We start from the raw sequence: 25,087 nt of genomic DNA, 5'->3' as shown, positions 1-25,087 counted from the left end.
ACCTGGGCGTCCAACACCTTGGACATCTCGCTGACCTGGCTCTTGGAGATGCCCTTGATGCCCATCTGCTCCACCAGCTTGTCCACCCGCCGCGTCGAGACGCCCAGCAGATAGGACGTGGCCACCACCGAAACCAGGGCCTGCTCGGCCCGGCGACGCCGCTCCAGCAGCCACTCGGGGAAGTAGGACCCCGACCGCAGCTTGGGGATCGCCAGCTCCACGGTGCCGGCGCGGGTGTCCCAGTCACGGGACCGGTAGCCGTTGCGGCGATTGACCCGCTCATCAGAGCGGGTCCCGTAACCGGCGCCGCACACCGCATCGGCCTCCGCGCTCATCAGCGCCTCGGCCATCGCCTTGACCATCGACCGCAGCAGATCCGGCTCACACGCCCCGATCTGCTCGGCAATCCACTCGGCAGGGTCCACACTGTTGTCCGCGGCCATCGCGTTGACTCCTTCTTCTTGATCATCCATCTCGAAGGATCTACGCGGTGGCCGTCTCACGTCACGACGCCACGCTCTTCACCTGCGGAAACTCGTACACCACCTCCATGGACGCAACCGTAGGTGCCTCCAGTCGGCCGGTCCGGCCGGTCATGGCGATAGTGGGTAACCGCCGCACGGCACCATTCATGTCGCAGTGCCCGGTGGCAGTTGGACCACAGTTTCGTTCGGGTCGGACGGCCGGTATGCCAGAGATCCCAGATCTCCCGAGCACCATGCGGGACGGGATCGCTGACGCCGCTGGCCGGTCCCGAGCCGGCCGAGGCGCGTCGCGGTCACGGTCGGCGACACCATGTTGCTCGTAGGTACCGCGCGCCCGTTTCGGTCGACGAGGTGGACCATCGCTCGGAGGTAGCGTCGCCGGGCTGAAGTCTGCTTTTAAGTGTCCGCACCTACAACTGTTGCCGGTTCACTGCAGTGGCCACGCCAACACGTGACGCGACGCCGATCTTGGTGAATATTTTTGACAGATGGGTCTCAACCGTTCGCACGCTCAGATAGAGCCGTCCGGCTATCTGTTGGTTGCTGTGGCCGTCTGCGACCAGGAGCGCGATTTCCCATTCGCGGGGGGAGAGTCCGAGGAAGGCCTCACCCTTCCTAGCTGTAGCCTTGCCCGACCTGCTCGCTCCCGGTATCCGGACGCCGAGCCGTCGCTGCTCCCGGACGGCCTGCGCGTGCAGCGCCCGCATCCCGCACGACTCGAAGACCTCCGCCGCGGCGCGCAGCCTCTCGCGGGCTGGGGCGCGCTGGCCCGCCACCCCATACGCGGTCCCGGCGGCCAGCTCGGCGCGCCCTGCGTCCGGTCGGCGTCCCGCCGCAGTGAGGATCTCCGCGGCTTCAGCGGCAGTCCTTGCGGCGAGTGCCGGGTCGGTGCAACGGATCGCGTGGGCCTCGGCGAGCCTTGCCACCCCGATGTCGCCGCCGAGCTCGGGTGTGGTGAGGGTGGCGGCGATGTCGGCCCACTTGCGCGCTTGGTCTGAACGGTCCTGGCCGGAGCGTATGGACGCCAGTGTCTCTGCGCACATTACGAGGGTGCTCCGGTCGAGGCGTGGGGAGACAACGTCGCTGCACGCCTCGATTAACATGTCGGCGCCCTCTTCCTGTCGTCCGGCGTTGATCAAGGCGTAGGCGTGGGCAACGTGAGCCATTTGCGTCCACCACTCGCCGGAACCGTGGTCCTGTGCGACGGCCTCGGCGCCGAGTTGGACTGCGTGGTCGTGGTCACCCCTCCAGCTCGTGAGGAGGCACTGCTCGGTCAGCCCGTACGCGAGCACCTCGGCGGAGCGCAGCTCACGCCCGACTGCAGCGGACTCGTCGGCGGACGCCGTGGCCTCGCCGATCCGGCCGATCAGCGCGAGCGCCCGCGCCTGCGCGGCCAACATGTAGCCGAGGATGTAGGTCTGCCCCTGCGCCCGCGCGATCGTGATGAGCCGCTCGACGTGTCTGAGCGCGCTGTCGTACATGCCAATAAATGTTTCCGCCCTCACCAGCCAGAGGGCGTTTTCCAGGCAGTCGGCCAAGTCGATATCGGTCGCTGTGGACAAGAGCCGGTCGGCAGTGTCGATGTACGCGATCGCGTCAGCGATGTCGCCAGCGGCATAGGCCGCCATCGGGCGCATCGAGGCGACGGCCGCAGCCAGCCCCGGTCCCCGCTCCGGGGCACTGTTGGCAATTGTATCGAGGACTGCCCGTGCCCCGAGGATATCGGCGCGTTGCATGCGATCGGAGACGAGTCTGAGGCGGAGTAGGACAGCCTCGGGCATCTGCCGGTCAGTGATGCGGCGTAGCTCGTCCAGCACGATGGCCCGCGACTCGTGGATGCGGCCGAGTTGCCGCTCCATGACGGCGCACAGCTGAATGGTGCGTGCGCGGCGGGCAGTGTCGGTAGCGGGCAGCAGGCCGAGTAGAGTTCGCGCGGTCTCGAGGCCCGTCGCTGCATTGCCGCTCACCGCCTGTACATGCGCTAGTTCCAGAAGCAGTTCAAGCCGGTCGGCAACAGCGTCGGCCTCTTCCGGCAGCAGCGCTAGCGCAGCCTCCAGCCAGTACGCGGCGGTTCTGGGTGCCTGGAGCGAGACGACGCGGGCCGCGTCGACTAGCGTTCCGATCGCGGTGCGGTCGCCGAACCGCGCCGACCGCACCACGTGGTGGGCCCGGACGGAGGTGGGTGCGCCCACCTCTGCGAGGTGCTCAGCCAGGCGTGCGTGCGCGGCGACCCGCCACCCCGCAGCCGTTGACGCGTACACCACGTGCCGCACCAGCGGATGCCGGAACCGGAACCGGCCGCCGGGCGCGGGACGTACCACGTCGTGCGCGGTCAGCACATCCAGCGCAGCGAGCGCGGCGGCCTGGTCGATCTCGGCGGCGACCGCAGCGAGTGAAGGTTCGAACACATCGGCGGCGACGGCGGCACCTCGTGCCAAGAGTAGCGCCTGCTCGGGTAGCGTTCTCAGCTCCACTTGCAGTGCGGTCCGCACGGCGGGTGGGACCCCTGGTAGAGAGGCGATCTTGTCTTGCCACTCGGCGCCGTCACTTGCGGAGGACGCGTCATCTTGCTTCATCCGGACTAGCGCTTCCAGGTAGAAGGGATTTCCCCCGGTTGCCTTGTAAAGCGCCTCGCGGTATGTCTGGCCTACGTCGGGGCCGAGGAACTCCTCTACTTCGCTCTGCGTAAGCGGGTTGACCGCCACGTATGTGCCCTGCGGGCCGGCCGCAGCGACCAAGGCGGCGAGTCGCGGCGATGCCTGTGCGGGTCGGTAGGCCACTGCCACCAGCAGCCGGGCGCGCGGGGGGTGCCGGACGAGGTGGTCGAGAAGTTCGATGGTGGCGTCGTCGGCCCAGTGCAGGTCATCCAGGATTAGAACGAGCCCGCCCGGCGGGCCGGCCAGCTCCTCCAACAGGTGCCGGATAGTGCGGTGAAGCTGGTACCGAGCGACATGCGACGACGCCGCAGGCGGCGTAGCCGCCGGGCCGATACCGCCGAGGGCGGGGAACACAGCGCCGAGCAGTTGCAGTGCGACAGGCCCGAGCTCTGGGGCGCGCTCCTCAAGCTGGTCGTCGAGAGCATCCACCACGGCGCCGAACGGCATTTCCTGTTCGAACTCGGCGGCGCGGCCCGCTAGGAACGGCAGCCGTCGTGTGGTCGCGCCGTCCGCGAGTTCGTTGAGCAGCCGAGTCTTCCCGGCGCCTGGCTCCCCGACCACGGCGACGAACCCGAAGCCCGGCGCGTCGAGGGCGCGGCCGAGCGCGTGGAGGGCGTCCCCGCGACCCACCAGTTTCCCCTGCCCGGGCAGGGGATCAGGCCAGCGCTCGCGTAGAGAGAGAGCCCTTGAGCGCACGGCCGTGTTCCGAGCGGTCTGTGGTGGTCCAGGAGTGGGAGGTGAGCTGATCTGCTCTGGGGAGGGTGTCTCACTTGACATGAGCGCGCGGGCATGGGCGGTTTGCCGCCAGTCGGAGGGGCTGCAGGCATAGGCCGCGTGACGGAGAAGCTGGTGACGGAAGGCGAATCGGCCGCCCGTGACGGGCTGGATGATGCCGTGGGCGCACAGATCGTCTACCGCGTTCTGGGCTGTTTGTGGTGACAGTTCGGCAACGGCTGCGGCGTGCATAACCTCGAAGTCTCGACCGATCACTGCGGCCGCCCAGGCGACCTGCAAGGCAGATGTCGAAAGCAGGCGCAGTTCGAGCGTCAGCACGGTGGCAAGGTGGGGCGGTAGCATGGGCGCCCGTTGCGATGGCAAGGCGTACGGCAGGGACTCCAAAACATCGTCTTGGCACTGGGCCATTCGGCCCAGTGCCTCAAGGTACAGAGGATTGCCTTGACTGGCGCGGTACAGCGCCTGCTGCTGATCCGGGCTTATGTACGAGCCCAGACGGCTGAGCAGGTCTTCTCCTTGGTCCGGTGTCAGCGCAGGAATCGTAATCGAGGTGTATTTCAGTTCGGCAGCTTTGATCAATGCGGTCAACCGCGCTGATGCCTGGCCGGAGCGGTAGGCCACCGCCACCAAGATCTTCGCAAGCGGTGGATGGCGAACCAGGTCGTCAAGCAGCGCGAGGGTGGTGCTGTCAGCCCAGTGAAGGTCATCCAAAATCAACACCAGGCCAGACGGTGCGGCCAACTGCTCCAGGAGTCGCCTGACGGTGGGCCGCAACAGAAGTCTTGCACCCTCCTCGCCTTCGCCCTCGGGTGCCTCGCCCCTGTCTGGCGCTTCGGTGACATCTGGGGTGGCATGCCGGTCCGCTGCGTGGGCGAGCTCCGCCAGAAGTTCCTGGACTGGACCTGCCAGGGCGGGCCTGTTGTGGGGCAGATAGCCGTCGAGAGCATCAGCGACTGCTCCCCACGGCTGTGCGGGCTGTACTGGCGGCGCCTGACCCATCAGCACGAGCCATCGCGTGCCCGCGACGTCCGCCAACGCTCTCAGCAAGCGAGTCTTGCCAGCCCCCAATTCGCCGGTCAGGGCGAGGAACGCAAATCCATCCTGCTCGACCGTCGCCAACGCGCGATCGAACTCAGCACGGATGTCGCCCTGGCCGATCAGTGGAAGTTGACCGAATGCATGCGGCGGTTGGCTCTGTTCAGAGATGGTGACACCTCCAGAGCGCCGATCCTGCCCGCTTCGGCATGGCGCTCGATGAAGCGTGCGCGTGGCTCCTGAGCCGGAAGTCGATCGACGAAGTCATCGCCCATCCTCATGCATCTCGATCACTCGCCAAGCGCTGCTCCACCGACGCTGATCCTCGTCATTGCCTCCGCAAGCTCTCACGAAGGCGATGAGATAGTGCAGCTTGGTGGTGAACGGCGTAGCCCCCGCACGTCGTCCACCGGTCAGTTTGTGGGCGGTGGCGTGCGAGAACACGCCACCGGAACGTTTGGCCAGTTCCCGGGTCGGAGGACGACCGGCCCATCGCCAGTACCTCCGCAAAACAAGGTCCAACTCCGCGAAGGTGCTCGGCCGGGGCACCTCCGTAAGGGGATCCGGCTTGTGATTATGTGCTTCGACGTCCTCCGGGGGCCTCGGTAAACCATCTAGCTCCCGCGATACAGGCGTCATGAAAACGTCGACCTGTTCTGACTCCAAAAGACTCGTCGATCGCGGCCGTGTGAGATGGCGACGTTGCACGGCCTCTTCATGCGCCATTTTGAAGACGGGGATCTGAGCTGGCAGCATTCCCAGTGGCTCCAGCACGCGTGGGCATTCGCGCCAGTTCGGCAGGGGGGCATGCGGATCGATAAGCTGTCGAAGGGCTGGTACCAACTGTCGCGGCAGATCATGCTGCGGACGTGCTTGAACCAGCCCTACGACCAACTCTTCGAACGGCACACCCTCTACGGGGTGATTCATCGCCGTGGGTCCGCTGCGCTCAGGCCCGCCGCTGACGGACTGAGGCAGCGGCGAGTTGCCCCAGTGAGGCACCTACCGCCAGCGTCACCACGGTGCCCATTGGTCCCGGTGCTCCCTGCAGCAGGAACGCAAACCCTCCGCATGCATTGATCACATGCGCTAACGGGACCGGCCAGGCCGGAACCTCGTCGACTTGCAGTGTCAGTTTCATCTCGCCTTCCGCACGGTCTTGGGATCCATGACGGGGCGCCGACCGACCGCATCCCACCGACCAGATCTCCCACAACCGGGCCGAGCGGAGGAGGCACCTTGCGCATCATCGTGGCCTACGTCATGGAAGCGCGGAAGGGCTTGATGGGGGTATTTACGTATCTGCACACACTGTTACGCGCCTGACCAGGGCAGACGTAACCGGCCGTTGTAAAAATCTGTCTACTGCCGTCTCTTCGGGTAATCGTTACGCTGATCAGCTGCGCAGAAGGCAGGGTTCGCCACGATGCCACCGGGCCGGAACTCGGGGGATCGTAGACCTCAGTCGCTTGGACGCCCCTTCGGTCTTGGGATCCGATGACAGCGCACCGACGGCCATGACGGGGTCAAGCCCGGACTCCCACCCGGGCTCCCCGTCCTCCACAACATCCATCGGGCGGTGGCCCCGAACGACGGCTACCGTGGGTCACGTGTTGTCGAGGCGGCAGGCTGTCAATTGCGGGAGAGCGTAACGGGTTCGATCTTCCCCAAGCTGTGCCGTGGTGGGGCGAAGGGCGCTCGCTGACCTGCGGCGATGGCGAGAAGCGGCTTGTCCTGGCCCTGATCGGTCGTGTTCACACCGAAGAGGCCACTGGTTCGAACCCAGTATCGCCCACGTTTTGCCAGGTCAGAGGCTTGCTCGAATGAAGAGCAGGCCTCTTTGGCGTTGTCGCAGCTCCGAAGAGGTCACGGGTTCCGAACCGGTAGCGCGCGACCTCGCCCCCCGGGCCTTCTCCGCCTCCGGGGCAGGCCATGAGTGGTCCGGTGGGAGGGGTTTGGGAGATCATCTTTCTCCCACCGTGAACGAGGCCACAAGAAGACCGCACTAACGGTCACTCTGTGCAGTCGAAGGCGGGCTGAGTGGTCGCAGCATGTCCGCTCGGGTCCACCAGCCGGGTTTGGCTGTCGTGCGCTTGGCGGCATGTCCAACAGGTCGGGTGCCCAGGGTGGCCCCACATCCTGCTTTGGCCGGGTGCAGTTGGCAGGGCACCTGGATCGTCTGGAAACGCCGCCGCTGCTACGCAAAACCGTCCGACCGCCCGGGGAAGGCCCGCTGGACCGGCACGGCCTATACCGACTCCGGCTTCGCGCTCATCCACGCATGGCGGGAAGTCCTGCTGTGTGCCGACCCGTCTGTCCCAGGGCCCAACGAGCCGTCCGCTACCTGGCCATGACCGGGGGAGCCGCCACCTCCACCGTCCAGCCCGGCGGCACCGTCATTACCCGCGTCGGCGCCCCACACCACCGGATCAGCCACCTGGCATCCGGATGTCGGGTTTTAGGACGCTCGTGACAGACCGGCTCAGACGGTGGGTGAACGGCCTCGGCTAGATGAACTGTCGAGGCCGAGGGTAGTACTGGGCCGGTCGCGGGCGTGTCAGGTGACGTGGTTCCTGTGCTCACTTCCCGTGAGCGGTGACGAAGATCGAGAGCGTCACCGGGTTGCCGACTGTTGCCTCCCCATCCGCCAGGGTCTGAGATACCGCTGTCAGGACTTGGATCGCGGTCGCATAGTCGTTGGGTGCGGCAGTCTGGAATGCTGACGCATCCGGCCAGACGATTACCTGAACTTGGTGGCCCGTCTGAAGCAGCCCCTCCCAGAGGGAATCCTCCAGGGCGTCCCAGACGTGGCTGCTTGACAGAGGCGGGTCCAACGGAAATGTCGACCGGACCGCCTCGAAGAAGGTCGTGCGATCCGCTGCGCCTGACAGCAGATAAACGATGGCGCCCTCGTCGCGCGCGGTCCTCACCAGCGCACCGGCTTCAGCGTGATCGACGGCAGTCACCCCAGGTCGGAATTCCATGATCACAACGTAGTCACCCGAGGTCACCCTGATGGACGTTCTTCAAGTTCCCGGTGCCCGCTGGCCCCTCGCGTCCTGCTCTGCTGCGCTCGGGTTTGCGGGCCTTGAAGCGGCTGATGGTTTGCTCGTAGTGCGGGCGGTCTCGGCGATGAGCTGACCGTCGTCGGTCCGGCTTCGACGCGGCGCTTTTCTGCGAGGCGCTCTCCTGCTCGCTAGTTGCGGTGGCCGTGAACGTTCATCAGGTTATGGCATGCCGAACCGGGTCAGTTTCGAGGGACGTAGACTGTTTCAACCCAGGCAGGTGGGGGCGGCGGGTCGGCGCCGATGAGCGCGGCGATGAGGCGCGATGACGACGGCGCTTCGGGCCACGGGGTGAAGCCGTCGGTCAGCACGATCACGACACCGGGTCGTTCGGGCCGGTCGAGGGCCGCCCGGATGCCGACCCGCATGTCGGTGCCGCCGCCGCCTTCGAGCGCGACCTGCTGCGCGGACGTCACCCGCCTCGCGGTGTGCACGTCGGCGTCGCAGGCGAGCACGGTGATCCGGTTCCCGCCGATGCCGACCTCCCGCAGGACGCCGGTCACCTCGGCGAGGGCCGCCGCGAGGTCGTCCTCGCCCATGGATCCGGAGGTGTCGATGACGATCGCGACGACCGGCAGCGGGCGTCGCAGGCTCGGCAGGACGACGCCGCGCAGCGCGGCGGTGCGGCGGGACGGGCGGTGGAAGGTGTAGTCGACCCCTCCGGCCGCCCAGGCGACCGCCTCTCTCACGGCACCGGCGAGCACGCGGCGCCAGTCGACCGCCGGTTCGAGGACCTGCTCCGCCCAGCGTTGCCAGCCTCCCGGAAGGGAACCGCGGTTGCGCTGGTGGGCGCGCATGGCCTCGGCGGTGTGGCGGCGGAGTGCCTCGGCCTCGACTGTGCTGACGCCCCCCGGCCCGCCGGGTCCGACGATCTCCCAGTCGCCGGGTGAGCCATGGGCACCGGAGCCGCAGTCGGAGCACCGGGCCGACGGCGGCAGGTGGGGGAGGTACTCCTCGAACAGCCGTCCGGTCTCCAGCCCGAAGTCGCCGGGTGCCACCCGGCCCTCGGGAAGTTCCAGCCCGTCAGCGAGCAGGTCGTCGTTGATCTCGCAGTCCTGGGCGACGTTCAGGCGGGCCCGGTCGCGGCGGTCGGCGGTCGGCAGCAGGTCCGCACGGCCGTGATGGTTCCGCAGCAGGTGTGCCACCTCGTGGATCCACACGCCCGCCAGTTCGGGGACGGAGGTCGCCGCGACGAAGGACGGTGACACGTAGCACCGCCAGTGCCGATCGACGCCCATGGTCGGCACCGCGTCGCTCGGTACGACCGTCAGCGAGTAGAGCGCCGAGGCGAGATAGGGCCGGTCGGTGGCCGCACGGTACCGTGCCGCGAGCAGTTTGACCCGGTCGAGGTCGGCCATGGTCAGGAGCCGCCCGGCAGCGCGCCGGACAACTGGAGCAGGTCGAGGAACGCGTCGATGCCGGCCGGGACCGGCCAGTCGGTGTCGCGCAGCGCCGCCAGGTCCGCGGCGGCCCGGGCGGCGACGTCGGGGACCCCGGCCTCGACGGCCTTGGCCAGCACCGTCCACCCCGCCTCCCAGCGTCGCCGGGTGAGGTCGCTCTGCACCGCCGAGACGACGGCCGTCAAGAAGGCGAGTTGCCGGTCGCCCCGCGCCGGCAGTGCGAAGGCGTCCGGATCGGCTAGGACGCGATCCGGATCGGGCAGGTCGAGCTGTTCCAGGTAGTTGAGCAGTTCCAGGCCTGCGCCGTCGCCGACCGCGCCTATGAGGGCGGATGCGACCACCTTCTGCTCGGCGCCGGTGGCGTAGCCGACCGCCAGCAGCCGCAGGGCCATCTCCCAGGTTCGCGGCGACGGCCAGGCGAGGCCCCGGCTTTCCGCGTCGCCGGGCAGGTGGTGGGTCAGGCCGGGCCGGGCGGTGAGGAACCCGGAGATCGTCCCGCGGGCGCGGGCGACCGCGCTGGGCACCTTGGCAGGGTCGACGACGGGTACGGGCACGGCAGGCCAGGTGCCGGCCATGCCGCGCGCGACCGTCCGGGGGTCGTGCGTCCATCGCAGGTGGACGAACCGGTTCGCCAGCGGCGGGCTGAGGTGCCAGCCGTCCGCCGCGCTGGACGGCGGGTTCGCGGCGGCGACCACTCGGACGCTCTCCGGCAGCGCCAGGCTGCCGACCCGGCGTTCGAGGACGACCCGCAGCAGCGCCGCCTGGACGGCGGGGGGCGCGGAGGACAGTTCGTCGAAGAACACGATGCCGCGCCCGGACGCGGCCAGCCGGACCGCCCAGTCCGGCGGGGCCATCGGTACGCCGGTGGCGGCCGGGTCGTCACCGATGATCGGCAGACCGGCGAAGTCGGACGGCTCGTGCACGCTGGCGATCACCGTCTCCAGCGGGACGCCGAGCCCGGTGGCCAACTGCCGGAGGCCTGCGGACTTGCCGATCCCCGGCTCGCCCCAGAGCAGCACGGGCAGGTTCGCCGACACCGCGAGCGCCAGCGCCTCCAGTTGCGGGTTCGCGGCCGGCTCCGTGCGCGGGGACCCGAGCCGGCGGCCCAGGTCGTCGGCGGCGGCCAGCGGGTCCGGGGCGGAGGTCTTGTCGGGGGCGTTCACTGGTTCCCGTCCTTCCATGTCATCCGGTCGCGGGCCGGTCCCCGTCAAGGAGAAAAGCAAGATCGGAGCGCTTGCGGCGTCTGATGAGGAATGAGAGCGACAACCCCTGGTCGTCGGTGGTGTCGGCGCGGGCTCCGGCGGCCAGGAGTGCCCGGACCAGCGAAACGGAGCCGTTGTCCCCGACCGCCACGTGGAGTGCCGTTCGCCGGTTGTGGTCCTCGGCCTCGAGGTCGACTCCGGCTGCCAGCAGCCGTGGAAGCAGGATCTCGTGATCCAGGTGGATCAGCGCGTGCAGGAGGGTACGGCGTCTGCCGTCCCGGAAGCGCGGGTCCACTCCGGCGTCCAGAAGCCGGAGCACTCCCGGCGTGTCACCGTGCTGGGCGCAGGCGTACAGCTCCCGTTGCTGTTCGCGCAGGGCCTTCGGCAGCTGGCCTTCACCGGAGGTCACCGCCTGGGCTGCGGCGAAGCAACCGGCGACCGTGCCGCCCAACGCGCCCATCGCGCGCTCGCGCTGCCGCTCGTCCGCGCTGTGCGGCATATCCAGCGTCCCGTCGCGGAAGCGCACCTCGTGCCACTCGCCGCGGCATCGCACGCGGACCGGCGACGGCATCACCGGATCCGGCGGTCCGACCGGGCCGGCGGGCTCCCGCAGGGGGAAGAGCGCGGTGCGGACCAGCGGATGCAGCCGGTCCGGATCCGTGTCGCCGTGCCGGAGGACGTCGAGGTCCGGCAGCCGGCGCCAGCACGCCTCGGGCAGCACGGGGGTGCCGGGGATCTCCTCCGGGTCGACCAGCCGGATCCGGACGCGGCCGTCCCGCTTGCGGCCTTCGAACAGGACCGTCGTGCTCCAGGAACGGGGAATCTGGAACCGGCGCCCATAGCCTCCCCGGATGAGCGACCGGATCTCCGGCTCGAGCCTGGTCGGCGCCAGGGCAAGTCTCTCCAACACCCGCAACGGATCGACCGGACCAGACCAGCGGGTTGCGAGCGGAGTCGGATCAAGCTCGACCGCCGCCGCGGCGAGCGCCGCCTCGACCTCACCTCGTTCATGCTGCAGGGTCGCCCATTCGGTGCGGGCCACCGGGTCGGCGGGACCGGGGTCGTCCGTGGGCAGCTCTTCGGCGGTGCGCGGTGTCCCGCCCGCGTCGAAGAACGGCGGCCGGTCTCCGCCACCACAGCGTTCCAGCAGCGCGCCGGTGTGCCGTACCTCCCACAGGTGCCGCAGCGTGGTCCAGTTATGGACGTGCGCCTCACGGTGGACGTTCGAGGCGCCGGCCAGGTCGATCGAGCCGAAGCACAGGCGCAGCCGCTGGGGACCGTCCACCATGGTCGGTGTTTCGACGTACAGGTAGCGCGCGCTTGTCCCCGAGCCCGCGTGGCTGCTCAATGCCACCGTCTGACGGTTCTTGAGCGTCGTGCGCCCCAGCAGGACCCGCGGGAGATGCCAGCGCAGCAGGTCAGGTGACAGGTGGCGAAGGTCGTCCTCGACCACGTCCGCGACCGTGGCGCCATGCTCGCGGGCGATGCCGGCCAGGTCGAACGCGACGTCGACGTTCGCGGTGGCGCAGGCGCCGCGCCAGTCCCCGGCGAGGCGCCGCTCGGTCGCCTGCTCGATCATCCACCCGGGCACGGCGTACCGCCGGATGCGCCGCAGCCGCGACGCCTCGTGCGGCGGGTAGGAGCGGGACGGCGTACGGGGCGGGAGACCGGCCGGCGGGGCGGCCGCGCTCACCGGTAGAGGCTCGCGATCGCGCGCAGATCCGGGTGGGGCCGGGCGGTCGGGCGGAGACGCGGCGCCAGCGCCCGCTTCACCCGGCGGGGCACACCTGGGCCGAACCCGACATATTCAAGGCGGGTGTCCTCGGGAACGGCGTCCAGCACGGCCTTGGCGCCACGGCCCGTGATCCCGGTGCGCCGCAGTTCCAGTCGGCGCAATGGGCTGCCCGGCAGCGCGGCGGCCAGTATCGCCGCGCCGGTGTCCCCGGTGGCGTTGGCGGGCGCGCCGAGACTCCGCTCGGACGGCGGGCGGCCCAGGTCCAGCGCCTCGATGCCGTCGAGGGCGTCGGCCAGTGCGCGGGCGCCCTCCGGCCCGATTCCGTTGCCGCCGAGACCCAGCCGGACGGGCCGTGCGGGATCGGCCGCCGCGGCCAGCGCGGCAGCGCCGGGATCGCCGAGATGGTTCGCCGGAAGGTACAGCTCACGGACACCGGCGTGCCTGATCAGCGCGGCCAGCAGGTCGGCCGACTCGGCACCCAGCCCGTTACCGCCCAGGAACAGCCGCTCGACGGGACTGGGCCGCTCGGCGAGCGCGTCCAGCAGCGCCCGCAATGCGTCCCGTGTGAGCCCGGTGTTGACCAGGTCGAGGGTGCGGATCGTCGTGTTCCGCCGCAGCATCGCGGCGAGTGCACGGACCCCGGTGTCACCGACCGGGTTCCGTTTGAGCCACAGAGCGCGCACGGTCGCGTCCGTGGCCAGGCGGTGGGCGAGCGCCTCGGCGCCGGAAGCGTCGATGCGGTTGCAGCCGAGATAGAGCGTCTCCAGGCCATGGCCGGGAACGAGCGCGTCGGCGACCGCCCGCGCTCCGTCCCCGCCGATGGCGTTGGTCCCGAGCAGCACATGGACGGCGAGCGGAGAGGCCGCGGCGACCGGGAGCAGCCGTGCCGCCCCGGCCGGGCCGAGGCCCTGCTTGCACAGGTCGACCCGGCCGTCGGGGCGCAGGGTTCCGAGGGGGAAGGTCTCGTCGGTCATCACGGGGGCCGAGGCGGCCAGCCGCGCGAGCAGCGGATCGAGGTCCGCCGGATCGGCCGGCGGCACGTCGGGGTGCTCGATCGCCGGGCAGCGTACGGGCGCGGGCTCTGTCATCACCAGTCCACGGGTCGGTAGTCCTTCAGGAACAGGCCGGACACCCGCTCCCCGCCGACACCGCGCACGATCGGGTCATAGACCCGGGCGGCACCGTCGATGACGTCCAGCGGCGGACGGAACCCCGCCTCTCGCTGGGCGGTCTTGTCCGGATGGGGGCGTTCGTCGGTGACCCAGCCGGTGTCCACGCTGGTCATGTGTATTCCCGAGGCCGCGTAGTCGGCGGCGGCGGTGCGGGTCAGCATGTTCAGGGCGGCCTTGGCCATGTTCGTGTGCGGGTGCCGGACGGTCTTGTGCTCCCGGGAGAAGCTGCCCTCCATCGCCGAGACCTGCACGACGTACCGGTCCGGCCACGGCGAGGCCTCGAGCAGACCGCGGAGCCGGGACGTCAGCAGGAACGGTGCGAAGGAGTTCACCAGCTGGACCTCCAGCCACTCGGCCGCATCCACCTCGTGCAGGCGGAGACTCCAGCTGTTGCGGTCGCGCAGGTCGAGGGGCTGACCGGTCTCGTCGGTGCGGTCGGCGGGGAACAGCGCCTCCAGGACATCGCGCCCTGTGGCGACTGCGGCCTCTCCGGCATGCACGCGCCCGGGGCCTGAGACGGCTTCGAGCGCCGGGGCGGCGAGGGAGGCCGGGGCAGGGACGTCGAACCTGGCCGGTGGTGCGTCCACCACATCGATCCGGGCGGCCAGGCCCCTGAGCGGCTCGGTCTCCGCCGCCCGGACCCCGCGATGGTAGGCGGCGGGTCGGCGGATCGTCTGGGCGGCGTTGTTGACGAGGATGTCGAGGGAGGTGAAGCGCTGGTGAACGGCCTCCAGCAGGCCGGCCACGGCCGCCAGGTCGAGCAGGTCGACACCGTGGACGTGGACCCGCTCCATCCAGTCCGCGGCGTCGGGGACGGCCGCGAACCGGCGGGCGGCGTCCCGCGGGAAGCGGGTCGTGACCAGCACCTCCGCGCCGTCGCGCAGCAGCTTCAGCGCCAGCTGGAACCCGATCTTCACCCGGCCGCCGGTCACGACTGCCCGGCGGCCGCGCAGGTCGCATCGGGCGTGCCGGCGAGCGAGGTTCTCCTCAGCGCATTCCGGGCAGAGCAGGTGGTACTCCTGATGCACCTGGCGGTAGACGGACTTGCAGACGTAGCAGCGCCGCGTCCCCACCAGCCGCCGGCCGGTCTGATCGGAGCGGCCGATCGACGGATCCGGCTCGGACGCACCGGCCGGATTCGGACGGCCCGTCGAGATCGCCGGCCGGACGGGCGCCGGGGAGGGATCTTGCTCCCGGTAGCGAGCCGTCGCCGCCGTGGCCTCGTGGTCGCGTCGCCTGCGATCGGCATGCCGGGCCGCCTTGCGTGCCTTCTTGCCCGCCCGATAAAGCTGGGCCGCGGCCTCGCGCACCGACTCCCACCGGGGGTCGGCCGGATCCGCCTCGCGGGCCTGGGCCATGATCCGCAGGCAGGTCTCGATCTCGATCCGGTCGGGACCGGCGCCGGATCGTGGCGATGGCCTCCCGGCCAGGCTGGGGTCGATCACCACCGCTGACCTTCCGCCGGTCGTCAATGCTCTGGGGCAAGGCTGGTCGGATTCGAACCGACGTCCTCCAACCTGCTGTAAGGCGCGACGACCTCTGCGCTACAGCCTTGCCGTCGATGACCTTAGCGAACAACTCGGACAACTTGTGACCGCAATGAGCGGAGAGCGCCGATCCGGTGCCGCCCCGGGGCGACCGCTTGACGATCCGGAGGGCGGGGTGGTGCCCGGGTCCGATGGATTCAAGCTGTGTCGGTTGGCGGGTACATCTTCTCGGTCACGACCGGCCCCGCGTGCGGCGATCGTCTCCATGGGCAATCCCATCCCGGTGCCGATCCAGGCGATCCTGTGGGTCGAATGGCCGGCGGGCCAGGTCCTGGTGACCGAAGAGGACGGGGACGAGTACGAGGTCACGTTCCCCCACCTCGTAGGCGGAGCTCCGGTCGCCGAAGATCGCGCCTTCTTCGTCATCGCTTTTGAAGAGGCGGCACAAGTACTACTGGGTCATCGACCTTGATGACGAGCGTCCGGACAACCCATGGGTGCAGCCGACATCCTGGGTGGCGACGGAAGGGGAGCTTACAAAAGGCAAAATCTTTTCACCTGTCTGCAGGAGCCTACAAATAACTCCTACATGAAACCGTGGGAGGTGATGGTGAGGGGTGCGGTCAAGGAAAAAGGGCAAATTGTCGATTATCGGGTCTCGCTGATCTGTCGAGGCAGGCAGTTGAGACCTGCCAAGATCCGCATGCAAGCAGACGGTAAGACTCGCAACGGGATGCCGGGTATATTCTTTGGTCGATGCATCACGACCAGGGTAAATGGAAGGGATAAAATTAATCGTGGGAGTTGCTGAACTTGAAGCGTTGATAGGGCCGCCGCAGAAGCGTCCGCCTGCAGTAGACTGGCCTGCTCTCGAGAGAGGACTCGGCCTGACTTTCCCGGCGGATCATAAGGAGCTCTGCGCCAGATATCCTAGCTTGAATTTCGATGGATTTCTGACCTGGGTCAATCCAGGCATGTGGACCCCTCGTGTCTTTGTTAAGGGCGCCAAAGATGGATTGGAGTTCCTGCGGCAACGCAAGGCTCACTTTCCTGTGATGACATTGCTTGACAATCGTGGACATGAGACGCGGCGTCCTGCTTTCCCGGTCTATCCAGAACCCGGTGGTCTGCTGATGTGGGGTAACACATACAATGCCGGCCATTGTATGTGGCTGACCGATCCGGACCCTGAGAAGTGGACGATCGTGATAGAAAATGCGAATTTCTGGCATTTTCAGGGTGGTCTGCTAGATTTCCTTGTCGGCATCCTCGATGGAAGTGTGCGTTGCCCACTCCTTCCGGAAGACTTTCCTTCCTCTTTTGCCGTCGAGGAGATAGGAGGCTGAACGCCGTACCGAAATTTCGCTCGTCGAAACGATGTTCGGATCTGTCGCGTAATTAGCCGCCCGACAGAGGTGGGGAGGAAGTTTGCCCGCTGCCGATTGACCGAGGGCGGCTAATCGGAGGAGATGGCGAGCTCTGCCAGACTCGATGAAGCCCGATCTGCCTGGCATGCTTTGCGCGGGACGCGAGCTGGGCTCGCCGCGCTCCGGACCGGATTACCTTCTGGCTGCTGCGGTCACGCGCTGTCGATGGCAACAGGGCGTTAGTTGTGGGAGATCACAACGGACTCGATCTTCCTTGAAGTACGCCGTTTCGCGGTGAAGGATGCTGCTTGACCTGCGGCGATGTCGAGAGGCGGCTTGTCCTGGCCTTGATCGATCGTGTTCACACCGAAGAGGCCACTGGTTCGAACCCAGTATCGCCCACCCCAAGTTTCCGCAGGTCAGAGCGTCGCCAGTGGCGCGATCTTGCGTGTCCCGATGACCGCTTCGTAGTCTCGGGAGCCAGTTTCGGGAGCCACGTGCGCTTCGCAGATTCCCGAAGCGCTCACCCAGACGGTCGATCATCCTGAGTGCACCATCTGAGGCCGGGGCCAGCGGCGAAAGCCATGCTGGCTGCCTTGAGAATCCTGGGGCCCGCTGCGGGTCGGCGTTCTCCGCTGGGGTACGCCGACATGGTCGGTGGACCGTACGCGATATGGGGCGAGCCGGACATCGTGCCCGGGTAGATGCGGGGCGGCCAGTTACATCCTGCGCGGGCACAGCAATCCGCGGACCCTGGCCAGCGCGTGTCACGGCGCTGGCGGCCGAGTGCCGCGCGGCGCGGCGTCCCGCGCGAACGACACCGAGCTCGACGCGTTCCTCACGCATCGCTTCTGCTATTTGCACTTGGTCGAGTGGCGTCCACCGCTCTAGTAGAGAAGTCGATCTGGGTCGCGCTGTGACTGCGTGATGTCGTGCGCTGGTTCATGCAGGGGTGGCGATGGCTCGGACGTCGTGCAACCCCGGGGCCTGATCGACGATGAGTGGGCGCTGGGGGAGTAGTTGCTTTCCCGCGCCTGGCGGCGGGCGCCGTCCGGAGGGGCACTTGCGGCGTGAGGTCGTGGGGGCGGTGTACGTGGTGCGCACCGGCTGCGCTTTGCGGCAGCTGCCTGCTGACTTCCCTGCCTGGCGGGCGGTGTGCTGGTACTTCGTGCGGTGGGGGGAAAGCAGCGGGCTATGCTGCGGATGCTGGACGTGCTGTGGCAGCAGGTCCGGCGGGCCAAGGGTCGGGGCGCCGAGTCCAGCGTGGGCATCATCGACTCCCAGAGCGTCACGGCAGCCACCAACGTCGGCCGGGACACGCGCGGGGTATGACGTGGGCGAGAAGGTGGCCGGATGCAAGGCGCTTCATCGTCACCGACCCCCTTCGGCCCGCTCATCACGGTGAGCGTTTGAGCCGCGAGACCTGCTGCGGTGCGTCGTGACCGCGAGCCCGTACCGCCGCTTCCCGGCCGAGCATTGGATGAATCCCCGGCCGGGTCGCCCTTGTCCGTGCCGGGGTTCGCTTCGAATGCTGCCGGCCTGTCGAGCGTCCCGAAGGAGCGGCCGCGTGAGCAGTCCCGTTGACGGCCCTGCCGAGCCGGACGAGCACCGCCGCTACGCCTGCCATCTGCGGGCCCTGGCCGCCGTGGACGCCGACGATGAGCCCACGTTGGTGAACGAGATCCTGCAGGATCCCGACCAGGCGATGGCACAGTCCGCAGTGTCTCGCCACATCGACGACCGGGCACGCCTCCTGCTGACCGACGAACGGTTTCCAGGCTGGGTCCACACCATGACCGGCGTCATCGGCGAGCGGGACTTCCTCACCCGCCGCCTGACCGAATGGACGCTGCTGGCTGCTATCGCCCAGGACAAACCATGGGCGCCCGCCCAAGTCACCGCGGCATCCGACTGGTTCCAGCGAAAGGCCGTCGAAGTTCTGACATCACCCGATGCCCTTGCCCTCCTCGCCGACCAAGGAAGGACACGACGAGTTCGGGCGGCAGCCAGCCGACGGCTCCAGCAAGGTCACCAACACGGCTGACTTGATCCACTAGCCCCCACGCGCTGAAGTCGCTCACCGAATCCGACGGGGTCACTGAGACCACCGACCTGTTCACCTACGACAAGGTCGGCAACACCACCACCCGCCCCGGTCAGAAACTGGTCTGGGATGCCGAGGGCAACCTGTCCAAGGTCACCGATGACGCCGGCAAGGAACTGGCCAGCTACATCTATGACGCTGCAGGCAACCGCCTGATCCGCAAGGACACCAACGGCAAGACCCTCTACCTCCCCAGCCAGGAAGTGAAGGTGTCTGCGAGCGGGACCGTCACCGCGGTCCGCCACTACAGCCACGCCGGCCAGAACATCGCTTACCGCACGGGTCTTTCCAGTTCCACCGTCCAGTTCCTGGTCCCCGATTACCAGGGCAGCGCCGACACCACCGTCAACGCCGTCGACCTGGACAACTGGAGCGTTCGCCGATTCGCCCCCTTCGGCAACGAGCGCAGCAGCCCGATCGGTCTGTGGCCCACACTCATGGACAGGGGCTACGTCGGCGGCACCAAGGACACCACCACCGGCCTCACCCACCTGGGTGCACGGGAGTACGACCCGGTCACCGGCCGCTTTCTCAGCGCCGACCCTGTCACCGGCGGCGGCGACCCTCTCACCGCCAACGGCTACTCCTACGCCGGCAACAACCCCGTCGACCACGCCGACCCCACCGGCCAGTACCGCGACGACGGCTTCCGGCCAGGGCGCAGCAGCTACGGCAACGACGGGGCCCGCGAAGGCTGGGACAACGCCAACCAGCACCCCAACTCCTTCAGAAGAGGAGGAGGCGGCGTCTACCTCGCGTCACCGCGAGCATCCAGCGGCGGCGGCTGCTGGGTCGGCTGCAACGGCGCGGCGAGCAGCACCTCGCGCTCTGCCGCGAACCACGTCAGCGCCTGCTCCCGGTCGACCGGTGCTGCCAGGGTGATGCCGGGTTCCGGCGGGTTGATGGCCGGTTTCTCGCCGTGCGGGTACAGCAGCAGGTCAGCCGCGTGGGCGGAGTGGAGGTAGTGGTCCATCAGTCGGTGGTCAGGCATGCTAACCGCGCCGGGCTGAACCGCCACGCCTGCCAACTGGCCTGGGCGCTCTCGGTCTTCCTCCACCGGAGTGGCCGCTGGCACGATCGCGCCGCGGCCCACCGGGCCGCGCTGGGCGCCGCGCGACGGCTGGCCGACACAGCGGCGCAAGCCCGCGCGCACCGCCATCTCGCTGCGGCCGAGGCGGACCTGGGCCGGTTCCCGGTCGCCCACCGCCACTACGGCCGTGCCCTCGACCTCGCCGAGGCCATGGGCGACCTTGCCGGCCAGGCCGAAGCCCATTACGCCCGCAACCTCACCTACGGTCTGCAGGAGCGCCCCGCCGACGCTTTGGCCGCAGCTCAGCAGGCCCGCCACCTGTTCGAGATCGCAGGTGATCGGATCGGCCATGCGAACGCACTCACCGACGTCGGCTGGTGGCACGCCCGCCTCGGAGACCAACGACAGGCCGTCACGCTGCTGCAGCAGGCCCTCGCCCTCCACCGGGAGCTCGACAACCTCGCCTACCAAGCGCACACCTGGTCCTGCCATGGCGAGACCCACAGCAGCCTGGGCGACCACACCCAGGCGATCCCGCTTGACGCCGGGGCAACGAATTCGACATCAAATCCCGAGCTGCTCCGCCGAGTGTTGAGAAGCGATTGGTTCAGGACAAGTGATCGCCATGTTCATCCAGCAGTTCTGCGGGCTGTCGTCCAGTCGCCCCCTCGTTCTTCCCCTGTCGACGCAGTCGACCGGCTGGCCGATACCGAGATCATGGCGGCCGCCGCCAAACATGGCTCGCTGCCGCCGCCCGCCTCGGCTTCGGCGGTTGCCGATGCCGAACAGAAGATCGGCCACCGTCTGCCTGTCCTGCTTCGCCGTCTCTATACCGAGGCAAAAGCGGCATTGCCGCAAGGTTCGGGAAGGTGGTGGGCCCGTGCCGGTTGGACAATGGGGCTACGGATCTGTAACTGTCAGCGCCTCATACGCGCTCTTGAACGGTGGATCGCCGCCCTTGGCCGGGTCCACATAGTCCCAGACGTGGCTTGGTCCAAAGTCATTCAATTGCCATATAGGCGCACCCTCTGAAGGTGGAGCTGTGATACGGAAAGGTTCTCTGTTGTCCGACACTACAATGATTTTATCTCGTCCATTGATGATGGCCTTTATCGTAAGTTTAAAACTACAACTCTGATGTTTGTGCAGCCAAGCCACAACATCGAATGCCTGGGATTTTTGTGCGGCAATCGTGTAACCGAAAGGTTCTTCGTCTGGCGAAACTTCATTCGGATAGTTTTTCGACGTTACCGCAAGTGGATACTTCTTGTCCAAGTCTATAAGAATGGTGCTAACGGGTGTTCCTTCTGCACCTCCGCCGCTCCAGATATGTATCCCTTTCAGGGGACCAGTGCAACTAAAGTCTGCCACGTGAATGCTATCGAGAGTGACCGCGCCACCGGTGAGGTTTTGGATCACGACACTAAAATACAGATACCCCATAGCAACACCATGGAACTTCTTGGCAAATAGATAGAGGCCGTCGTCCGAGTGACCTGGTTCACCCTTGACTGTTTGACCTGAAGGCAGCATCCAGTCCTGCCGAGCGGAATAGAGAAGCCGAAGCTTGGGTGAATGCAAATCCATTGGATTTGTGTTCACGGTGACGGTTAGATTTGCCGAGCCAGCCGGGGGTTGCGTTTCAAGTTTTTGCTCCGGAACCGCTTCTTCCGGCTTATCGCGTGCGTCGAAAATGACGACCGTGCAAACCAGTATCCCGATGATGCTGAGGGCTATTCCTGTCCATTTGCCTATCCGGCGTAAAATAGCCATGCTGCGGACGAGGGCGTAACCAGAGACCACGGCGACTGTAACCGCCAGAACGACTCTTACTCCGACCGCACCCAGCAACTGCGCCAGTGCCCCGAATACAGCGAACATGACGGCAGGGCCGAGGACTTGACTCCAAGGGACCTTATCAAGTTGCCGGCCCAGCCATCCCCGAGATGTCGACGAAGGACCTGGGAGTTCATCGGGATCTTGGCGCCCGTCGTGCTCACTTGTCATGTGGTCTATTATCCAGATTCAGACTGATCTCGTCTGGGCCTTGCGGCTCAGTTCTCGATCTGGTTCGTCAAGCGATCGGCGAAGATCGACGGGTCCTGCGAACCCAACCCCTGTCTTCTCCGGAGGCGGCGGAGGGGATCTGAAGGCGGGGGCATTTTCGCCCCAGCTCAGCGAGACGCGCTCCAAGCCAGGCTGGACCAACAGAGGAGCTACGAGAAACGGTTTAACGACCGAATCGGACGAAACTACTGACGTCGGGCCCATGGCCAGCAGGCTTGGAACGACAGTTCAACCTTGGCGATGGAGCCGGGAGCGTTCATGGGCACGATGATCGGAGAGTCGCCGCACGGCGAGGGCCACAGGTCGCACAACGCCGGTCCTGGCCAGCTCGACGGCGCGACACCGGAACTCGGGCGGGTGAGGTGGTGGCACGGTGCACTTCCTTCCCTGGTTGATCAAGGTCAACCAGATGAGGTGTCCGTGGAACCGGAGGAAGCTCAGAGATGGCTTGCAGTGGCCTTGGTCGACCATGTTTCACACCGAAGAGGCCACTGGTTCGAACCCAGTATCGCCCACCCCAAGTTTCCGCAGGTCAGAGCGTTGCCCACGGCGCGATCTCGTGTGTTCCGATGAGCGCTTCGTAGTCTCGGGAGCCAGTTTCGGGAGCCACCGTACGCTTCGCAGATTCCCAAAGCGCTCACACGGGCGGTCGATCATCCTGAGTGCGTCATCTTGGGCTGGTCAAGGTCGGCGGTGAAGCCAGGTCACCGGACTGATCGGTGGCAAGGGGTCCGGTAGACCACGACTCTGAACATCTGTCGGCTCTTATTGCCCCGATCGTGGCGACGTTGGGCTCGATGGGCGGCCGATCGGTGGCTGGGGGCGCACCATGGCGCCCGGCGCGGCGCTTCCCGAACCTTCCAGACCCCGTGATCCCCGGCTCGCTAAGTACGCGCACGTCCTGGCCACTGCGGGGTCTGTCCAGGCTAACGGCTCTGTTGCTCCTTCGGTGGTAGCGGAGGAGGGGCCGGTTGCGGCAGGCTACCTGCGGCTACGCCGACGGAGGGTTGATGGGCTGGCCGCCTTCCGCTGCTGATTCGGCTGGCGGAGCAGGCGCGGGCACCGGCGGTGTCTTCTGCATGGTTGCGATCGCTCCGATTGCGGCGAGCAGCACGATCAGGGGTGGAATGAGCGCACCCCACGCGGATGCTTCGATGAGGCCCTTCGATGGGTGTCCCCAATCCTTGGAGTCGCTGGAGACGACGAGGCCAGCCGAGATCGACGTGACTGCGAGGTTGAGGAGTGTTCCGGCGGCGAGGACGTTAACGCAGGCGTTCTGCCATTTCTCGACGAGCGCCGCGCGGAAGTGGCTGAGGATCACGAGGGCGATCCCGACGAGGATGAAGGCGCCGCTGGTAATGATCATCCCGGTGTCTGAGGCGGTGAGTCCGTGGTTTGTGATGGCCCGGTGGTAGCCGGTTGACGATACGGCGAGCATCACGGCGATGAGGGTGAGCGCGAAGTAGATCAGGTAGCGGAGGAAGGACAGGGCTTCTTGGGTGTATTTGCCGAAGGACACCAGCACCCAGGACAGGGCGACGACGATGCAGATGACAGCGGTGGCGAGGATCCCGCCGATGATGGTGTGTGCAGTGTAGGCCCGGCCGCAGACGCGCTCTCCGGCGATCGCAGCGGACATGTAGGCGAGGGTGATGAAAGCGAAGAACGCGGTGAGGAGCAGTTTGAAGCCGCGGGCGGCTGCGTCGGGTCTGGTGGGTGTGGCGGCGAGGAGGAAGGTGATGCCGGCGAAGATGAACGCGGCGATCGCTCCGGTGAAGGAAACCCAGCCTGCGGCGGTTGCGACGGGGCTCCAGTTGCTTTGGCAGACGTCGGTTGCTGAAATGGTCGCGTTTGGGCCCATGGTGTTCCCTGCGGTGGGGGATTGTTGTGGCCCGGTATAGCGGCGACTGGCGGGTAGTTTGGTGGGCTGGCCAGCGGTGGACAGGCGCGCAACTTCGGCGGCATTTCCGGCGTCTGGGCGCGTCTGGCGACGCAGACGCACTGCGGTGACGGCTGGGTTACCGTCGCCGAAGAGAGGGCCCGATCCGGCCACACCCGGTCTGCCTCCGGTATGGGCTGAACGGATCACCCGGCGGCCCCTAGGTTGTCGGTGGCAAGCCCGAAGAACAGACATGTAACCGTCGAGTGGAGGTCGCTGATGAAGCCCGTTGAGGTCACTCGCCCGGGTGTGCCGTCGAAGGAGGACCCGCAGGTGAAGACGGCGATGGCTGTGTGGGATGAGCTGACCGGGGAGGAGCAGCGGGAGTTGTTCCGGTCGCTCTACCGGACGGTTGCCGCGTATGGCCACACGAAGGATATTGACCACCTGACGCGGTTTGCGGAGAGTGTTGACCGTATGGTTCGTCTGGAGTCAACCACCGATCTGCGTCAGCGGATCCGTGACCAGCGGGACACGGTGCCGGAGCCGGCTGACCCGGCCGCGGTCGAGGAGCTGCTGAAGCGCTTGGAGGGGTAGCCATGCGCAAGACTCGCAACGGGATGCCGGGTATATTCTTTGATCGATGCATCACGACCAGGGTAAATGGAAGGGATAAAATTAATCATGGGAGTTGCTGAACTTGAAGCGTTGATAGGGCCGCCGCAGAAGCGTCCGCCTGCAGTAGACTGGCCTGCAATCGAGAGAGGACTCGGCCTGACTTTCCCGGCGGATCATAAGGAGCTCTGCGCCAGATATCCTAGCTTGAATTTCGATGGATTTCTGACCTGGGTCAATCCAGGCATGTGGACCCCTCGTGTCTTTGTTAAGGGCGCCAAAGATGGATTGGAGTTCCTGCGGCAACGCAAGGCTCACTTTCCTGTGATGACATTGCTTGACAATCGTGGACATGAGACGCGGCGTCCTGCTATCCCGGTCTATCCAGAACCCGGTGGTCTGCTGATGTGGGGTAACACATACAATGCCGACCATTGTATGTGGCTGACCGATCCGGACCCTGAGAAGTGGACGATCGTGATAGAAAATGCGAATTTCTGGCATTTTCAGGGTGGTCTGCTAGATTTCCTTGTCGGCATCCTCGATGGAAGTGTGCGTTGCCCACTCCTTCCGGAAGACTTTCCTTCCTCTTTTGCCGTCGAGGAGATAGGAGGCTGAACGCCGTACCGAAATTCCGCTCGTCGAAACGATGTTCGGATCTGTCGCGTAATTAGCCGCCCGACGGAGGTGGGGAGGAAGTTTGCCCGCTGCCGATTGACCGAGGGCGGCTAATCGGAGGAGATGGCGAGCTCTGCCAGACTCGATGAAGCCCGATCTGCCTGGCATGCTTTGCGCGGGACGCGAGCTGGGCTCGCCGCGCTACGGACCGGATTACCTTCTGGCTGCTGCGGTCACGCGCTGTCGATGGCAACAGGGCGTTAGTTGTGGGAGATCACAACGGACTCGATCTTCCTTGAAGTACGCCGTTTCGCGGTGAAGGATGCTGCTTGACCTGCGGCGATGTCGAGAGGCGGCTTGTCCTGGCCTTGATCGATCGTGTTCACACCGAAGAGGCCACTGGTTCGAACCCAGTATCGCCCACGTTTTGCCAG

19 protein-coding genes, 1 tRNA gene and 1 pseudogene are annotated in these 25,087 nt (G+C 66.8%); 10 read left to right on the top strand and 11 right to left on the bottom strand.

All coding sequences use genetic code 11. The features are described 5' to 3' along the window. The 10 genes from ABWI07_RS36595 to ABWI07_RS36550 form a co-directional block, all read right to left on the bottom strand. Nucleotides 1-443: transposase (locus ABWI07_RS36595; protein ID WP_353821360.1), on the bottom strand; the 443-nt coding region annotated here is incomplete at its 3' end. Nucleotides 444-895: 452 nt separating this feature from the next. Next, complete coding sequence (locus ABWI07_RS36590) at nucleotides 896-4,996, bottom strand: AAA family ATPase (protein ID WP_353821359.1); 4,101 nt, start codon at nucleotides 4,994-4,996, stop codon at nucleotides 896-898. A gap of 38 nt (nucleotides 4,997-5,034) precedes the next feature. After that, on the bottom strand, nucleotides 5,035-5,187 hold the full coding sequence (locus tag ABWI07_RS36585) for a hypothetical protein (RefSeq protein WP_160161130.1): 153 nt from the start codon (nucleotides 5,185-5,187) through the stop codon (nucleotides 5,035-5,037). A 2,304-nt stretch (nucleotides 5,188-7,491) separates the two neighbouring features. Then, nucleotides 7,492-7,896, bottom strand: coding sequence for a barstar family protein (locus ABWI07_RS36580; protein ID WP_353821358.1), 405 nt, complete (start codon nucleotides 7,894-7,896; stop codon nucleotides 7,492-7,494). A 263-nt stretch (nucleotides 7,897-8,159) separates the two neighbouring features. Next, a complete protein-coding gene (locus ABWI07_RS36575; RefSeq protein ID WP_353821357.1) occupies nucleotides 8,160-9,335 on the bottom strand; it encodes a vWA domain-containing protein in 1,176 nt (391 codons plus the stop codon). Nucleotides 9,336-9,337: 2 nt separating this feature from the next. Then, a complete protein-coding gene (locus ABWI07_RS36570) occupies nucleotides 9,338-10,540 on the bottom strand; it encodes an AAA family ATPase (RefSeq protein WP_353821356.1) in 1,203 nt (400 codons plus the stop codon). Nucleotides 10,541-10,559: 19 nt separating this feature from the next. Then, the gene (locus tag ABWI07_RS36565) at nucleotides 10,560-12,272 is read right to left on the bottom strand and encodes an ankyrin repeat domain-containing protein (protein WP_353821355.1); all 1,713 of its coding nucleotides are present in this window, start codon (nucleotides 12,270-12,272) and stop codon (nucleotides 10,560-10,562) included. Beyond that, on the bottom strand, nucleotides 12,269-13,402 hold the full coding sequence (locus ABWI07_RS36560) for a leucine-rich repeat domain-containing protein (protein ID WP_353821354.1): 1,134 nt from the start codon (nucleotides 13,400-13,402) through the stop codon (nucleotides 12,269-12,271). The genes ABWI07_RS36565 and ABWI07_RS36560 overlap by 4 nt, the downstream gene beginning before the upstream one ends. Continuing rightward, on the bottom strand, nucleotides 13,402-14,931 hold the full coding sequence (locus tag ABWI07_RS36555; protein WP_353821353.1) for an SDR family NAD(P)-dependent oxidoreductase: 1,530 nt from the start codon (nucleotides 14,929-14,931) through the stop codon (nucleotides 13,402-13,404). Before ABWI07_RS36555 ends, ABWI07_RS36560 begins: the two co-directional genes overlap by 1 nt. 37 nt (nucleotides 14,932-14,968) lie before the next feature. Continuing rightward, nucleotides 14,969-15,040, bottom strand: a tRNA-OTHER gene (locus ABWI07_RS36550). 198 nt (nucleotides 15,041-15,238) lie between these two features. Between ABWI07_RS36550 and ABWI07_RS36545 the strand changes: the two genes are divergently transcribed. From ABWI07_RS36545 to ABWI07_RS36500, 8 genes and pseudogenes are all read left to right on the top strand, one after another. Continuing rightward, nucleotides 15,239-15,445: a hypothetical protein gene (locus ABWI07_RS36545; RefSeq protein ID WP_353821352.1), complete on the top strand. Its 207-nt coding sequence runs from the start codon at nucleotides 15,239-15,241 to the stop codon at nucleotides 15,443-15,445. A 325-nt stretch (nucleotides 15,446-15,770) separates the two neighbouring features. Beyond that, complete coding sequence (locus ABWI07_RS36535) at nucleotides 15,771-16,319, top strand: hypothetical protein (protein ID WP_353821350.1); 549 nt, start codon at nucleotides 15,771-15,773, stop codon at nucleotides 16,317-16,319. Nucleotides 16,320-16,997: 678 nt separating this feature from the next. Next, the gene (locus tag ABWI07_RS36530) at nucleotides 16,998-17,231 is read left to right on the top strand and encodes an RtcB family protein (protein WP_160161131.1); all 234 of its coding nucleotides are present in this window, start codon (nucleotides 16,998-17,000) and stop codon (nucleotides 17,229-17,231) included. Nucleotides 17,232-17,337: 106 nt separating this feature from the next. After that, nucleotides 17,338-17,511 (top strand): annotated as a pseudogene (locus ABWI07_RS36525) (transposase); the annotation flags it as partial. Between the two features lie 23 nt (nucleotides 17,512-17,534). Continuing rightward, entirely contained in the window at nucleotides 17,535-17,672 is a 138-nt protein-coding gene (locus tag ABWI07_RS36520; RefSeq protein WP_353821362.1) for a hypothetical protein, read from the top strand. Nucleotides 17,673-17,907: 235 nt separating this feature from the next. Further along, on the top strand, nucleotides 17,908-18,384 hold the full coding sequence (locus ABWI07_RS36515) for a hypothetical protein (RefSeq protein ID WP_353821349.1): 477 nt from the start codon (nucleotides 17,908-17,910) through the stop codon (nucleotides 18,382-18,384). A gap of 23 nt (nucleotides 18,385-18,407) precedes the next feature. After that, nucleotides 18,408-19,409: an RHS repeat-associated core domain-containing protein gene (locus ABWI07_RS36505; protein ID WP_502912887.1), complete on the top strand. Its 1,002-nt coding sequence runs from the start codon at nucleotides 18,408-18,410 to the stop codon at nucleotides 19,407-19,409. Continuing rightward, on the top strand, nucleotides 19,391-20,506 hold the full coding sequence (locus ABWI07_RS36500) for a tetratricopeptide repeat protein (RefSeq protein WP_353821347.1): 1,116 nt from the start codon (nucleotides 19,391-19,393) through the stop codon (nucleotides 20,504-20,506). The genes ABWI07_RS36505 and ABWI07_RS36500 overlap by 19 nt, the downstream gene beginning before the upstream one ends. A gap of 2,026 nt (nucleotides 20,507-22,532) precedes the next feature. Here ABWI07_RS36500 and ABWI07_RS36495 read toward each other — a convergent pair. Beyond that, nucleotides 22,533-23,402 (bottom strand): hypothetical protein, encoded by an 870-nt coding sequence (locus ABWI07_RS36495; RefSeq protein ID WP_353821346.1) that lies wholly within the window; start codon nucleotides 23,400-23,402, stop codon nucleotides 22,533-22,535. A 297-nt stretch (nucleotides 23,403-23,699) separates the two neighbouring features. Here ABWI07_RS36495 and ABWI07_RS36490 point away from each other — a divergent pair, with 297 nt between their 5' ends. Beyond that, the gene (locus ABWI07_RS36490; RefSeq protein WP_353821345.1) at nucleotides 23,700-24,017 is read left to right on the top strand and encodes a hypothetical protein; all 318 of its coding nucleotides are present in this window, start codon (nucleotides 23,700-23,702) and stop codon (nucleotides 24,015-24,017) included. Between the two features lie 87 nt (nucleotides 24,018-24,104). Further along, nucleotides 24,105-24,653, top strand: coding sequence for a hypothetical protein (locus tag ABWI07_RS36485; RefSeq protein ID WP_353821344.1), 549 nt, complete (start codon nucleotides 24,105-24,107; stop codon nucleotides 24,651-24,653). Nucleotides 24,654-25,087 lie beyond the last annotated feature (434 nt).

It is taken from the genome of Actinomadura sp. NPDC000600 (genome assembly GCF_040492135.1).
Lineage (GTDB): Bacteria > Actinomycetota > Actinomycetes > Streptosporangiales > Streptosporangiaceae > Spirillospora.
Note: the sequence above shows the minus strand (reverse complement) of the source record. Positions and strands in the feature narration are given on the sequence as shown.

Excerpts from the sequence above, each read along its gene's own strand:
- ABWI07_RS36585 (WP_160161130.1), bottom strand. The coding sequence starts at position 5,187 with ATGGGCGATGACTTCGTCGATCGACTTCCGGCTCAGGAGCCACGCGCA.
- ABWI07_RS36580 (WP_353821358.1), bottom strand. The coding sequence starts at position 7,896 with ATGGAATTCCGACCTGGGGTGACTGCCGTCGATCACGCTGAAGCCGGT.
- ABWI07_RS36575 (WP_353821357.1), bottom strand. The coding sequence starts at position 9,335 with ATGGCCGACCTCGACCGGGTCAAACTGCTCGCGGCACGGTACCGTGCG.
- ABWI07_RS36560 (WP_353821354.1), bottom strand. The coding sequence starts at position 13,402 with ATGACAGAGCCCGCGCCCGTACGCTGCCCGGCGATCGAGCACCCCGAC.
- ABWI07_RS36545 (WP_353821352.1), top strand. The coding sequence starts at position 15,239 with ATGGGCAATCCCATCCCGGTGCCGATCCAGGCGATCCTGTGGGTCGAA.
- ABWI07_RS36520 (WP_353821362.1), top strand. The coding sequence starts at position 17,535 with ATGCTGCGGATGCTGGACGTGCTGTGGCAGCAGGTCCGGCGGGCCAAG.
- ABWI07_RS36495 (WP_353821346.1), bottom strand. The coding sequence starts at position 23,402 with ATGGGCCCAAACGCGACCATTTCAGCAACCGACGTCTGCCAAAGCAAC.
- ABWI07_RS36490 (WP_353821345.1), top strand. The coding sequence starts at position 23,700 with ATGAAGCCCGTTGAGGTCACTCGCCCGGGTGTGCCGTCGAAGGAGGAC.
- ABWI07_RS36485 (WP_353821344.1), top strand. The coding sequence starts at position 24,105 with ATGGGAGTTGCTGAACTTGAAGCGTTGATAGGGCCGCCGCAGAAGCGT.